This window comes from Stappia stellulata DSM 5886, assembly GCF_000423705.1.
Taxonomy (GTDB): domain Bacteria; phylum Pseudomonadota; class Alphaproteobacteria; order Rhizobiales; family Stappiaceae; genus Stappia; species Stappia stellulata.
Genome location: NZ_AUIM01000011.1, coordinates 467,501 through 470,593 on the forward strand (window position 1 = coordinate 467,501; position 3,093 = coordinate 470,593).

A 3,093-nucleotide genomic window follows, 5' to 3' on the forward strand; every position below is an offset into this window, starting at 1 on the left:
GGTGACTGGTCCCCTTCACAGCTTTGCATTTTGCATTGGAGCGTTGCTGACCGCGCGTTCGCAGGACAAGATCTCGTGAATTGGTCTTAGAATTGATGCTTTACCGTGCCTCCGCCGAGGGGGTCCGGTTTTGATGGGCATCGATAATGAGAGTGATCAAGTGCCTTAAGTGCATTCGGTGGATGCCTTGGCGACAAGAGGCGATGAAGGACGTGATACGCTGCGATAAGCGTCGGGGAGCTGCGAATAAGCTTTGATCCGGCGATTTCCGAATGGGGAAACCCACTCCGTAAGGAGTACCCGCAAGGGGGCGAACCCGGGGAACTGAAACATCTCAGTACCCGGAGGAAAGGACATCAACAGAGACTCCGCTAGTAGTGGCGAGCGAACGCGGACCAGGCCAGTGGCCTCATTGTAAGAACCGGAACCGTCTGGAAAGTCGGGCCATAGCGGGTGATAGCCCCGTACGGGTAGAAAGCGATGAGGTCCTCGAGTAGGGCGGGACACGTGAAATCCTGTCTGAACATGGGGGGACCACCCTCCAAGCCTAAGTACTCCTTGTCGACCGATAGTGAACAAGTACCGTGAGGGAAAGGTGAAAAGCACCCCGACGAGGGGAGTGAAATAGACCCTGAAACCGGATGCATACAAACAGTCGGAGCCCGCAAGGGTGACGGCGTACCTTTTGTATAATGGGTCAGCGACTTAATTTGACATGCAAGCTTAAGCCGGAAGGTGTATGCGCAGCGAAAGCGAGTCTGAATAGGGCGATTTAGTATGTCGGATTAGACCCGAAACCGAGTGATCTAGCCATGACCAGGTTGAAGGTGCGGTAACACGCACTGGAGGACCGAACCCACGCCTGTTGAAAAAGTCGGGGATGAGTTGTGGTTAGGGGTGAAAGGCCAATCAAACTCGGAAATAGCTGGTTCTCCGCGAAATCTATTTAGGTAGAGCGTCGGGCGAATACTTCTGGGGGTAGAGCACTGGATGGGCTATGGGGACTCACCGTCTTACTGATCCTAACCAAACTCCGAATACCAGAAAGTACTACCCGGCAGACACACAGTGGGTGCTAACGTCCATTGTGGAGAGGGAAACAACCCTGACCGCCAGTTAAGGTCCCTAAATCATGGCTAAGTGGCAAAGGATGTAGGACTCCCAAAACAACCAGGATGTTGGCTTAGAAGCAGCCATCATTTAAAGAAAGCGTAACAGCTCACTGGTCTAAACAAGGGGTCCCGCGCCGATAATGTAACGGGGCTCAAGCCATGTACCGAAACTGCGGGCTCAGCTTAGGCTGAGCGGTAGCGGAGCGTTCCGTAGGCCTGCGAAGGGAGACCCGTGAGGGCTCCTGGAGGTATCGGAAGTGCGAATGCTGACATGAGTAACGATAAAGGGGGTGAGAGACCCCCTCGCCGAAAGTCCAAGGGTTCCTGCGCAACGCTAATCGGCGCAGGGTTAGCCGGCCCCTAAGGCGAGGCCGAAAGGCGTAGTCGATGGGAATGCAGTTAATATTCTGCAGCCTGCGGGTGGTGACGGATGCCGTGTATCGTATCCCCTTACTGGATTGGGGATGCGGTGAAGGTGTTCCAGGAAATAGCCCCCGCATTATAGACCGTACCCGAAACCGACACAGGTGGACTGGTAGAGAATACCAAGGCGCTTGAGAGAACTGTGCTGAAGGAACTCGGCAAATTGCTCCCGTAAGTTCGCGAGAAGGGAGCCCCGGGCTTGGGCAACCAGGTTCGGGGGGCACAGACCAGGGGGTGGCGACTGTTTATCAAAAACACAGGGCTCTGCGAAGCCGCAAGGCGACGTATAGGGTCTGACGCCTGCCCGGTGCCGGAAGGTTAAGAGGAGGTGTGCAAGCACCGAATTGAAGCCCCGGTAAACGGCGGCCGTAACTATAACGGTCCTAAGGTAGCGAAATTCCTTGTCGGGTAAGTTCCGACCTGCACGAATGGCGTAACGACTTCCCCGCTGTCTCCAGCACAGACTCAGTGAAATTGAATTCCCCGTGAAGATGCGGGGTTCCTGCGGTCAGACGGAAAGACCCCGTGCACCTTTACTACAGCTTCACACTGGCATTCGTCACGACATGTGTAGGATAGGTGGTAGGCGTCGAAGCGGGAGCGCCAGCTCTCGTGGAGCCACCCTTGAAATACCACCCTTGTCGTTATGGATGTCTAACCGCGACGCAACAACGTCCGGGACCGTGTGTGGCGGGTAGTTTGACTGGGGCGGTCGCCTCCCAAATGGTAACGGAGGCGCGCGATGGTGGGCTCAGAACGGTCGGAAATCGTTCGCTGAGTGCAATGGCATAAGCCCGCCTGACTGCGAGACTGACAAGTCGAGCAGAGACGAAAGTCGGTCATAGTGATCCGGTGGTCCCTCGTGGAAGGGCCATCGCTCAACGGATAAAAGGTACGCCGGGGATAACAGGCTGATGATTCCCAAGAGTCCATATCGACGGAATCGTTTGGCACCTCGATGTCGGCTCATCACATCCTGGGGCTGGAGCAGGTCCCAAGGGTTCGGCTGTTCGCCGATTAAAGTGGTACGTGAGCTGGGTTCAGAACGTCGCGAGACAGTTCGGTCCCTATCTGCCGTGGGTGTAGGAAACTTGAGAGGATCTGTCCCTAGTACGAGAGGACCGGGATGGACACACCTCTGGTGGACCTGTTGTCGCGCCAGCGGCATAGCAGGGTAGCTATGTGTGGAACGGATAACCGCTGAAAGCATCTAAGCGGGAAACCGACCTCAAAACCAGGTCTCCCTTGAGAGCCGTGGAAGACCACCACGTTGATAGGCCGGGTGTGGACGCGCAGCAATGCGTGAAGCTTACCGGTACTAATAGCTCGATCGGCTTGATCACTCTCATTAGTCAATGCCCATCAAATCAAAACCATCAATTCTAAGACCAATTCAAAGTTTTACGCTTCGCCGGCCTGGTGGCCATTGCGGGGACCAAAACACCCGATCCCATCCCGAACTCGGAAGTGAAACGCCCCAGCGCCAATGGTACTGCGTCTCAAGACGTGGGAGAGTCGGTCGCCGCCAGGCCCGCTAAGCGTAAAACTTAATATCTAC

The 3,093-nt window shown here is 55.4% G+C and carries 2 rRNA genes; both read left to right on the forward strand.

Features of this window, described 5'->3' with window-relative positions:
• Positions 1-154: 154 nt before the first annotated feature.
• Positions 155-2,878 (forward strand): 23S ribosomal RNA (locus G572_RS0109695).
• 72 nt (positions 2,879-2,950) lie between these two features.
• Positions 2,951-3,066 (forward strand): 5S ribosomal RNA (gene rrf / locus G572_RS0109700).
• Positions 3,067-3,093 lie beyond the last annotated feature (27 nt).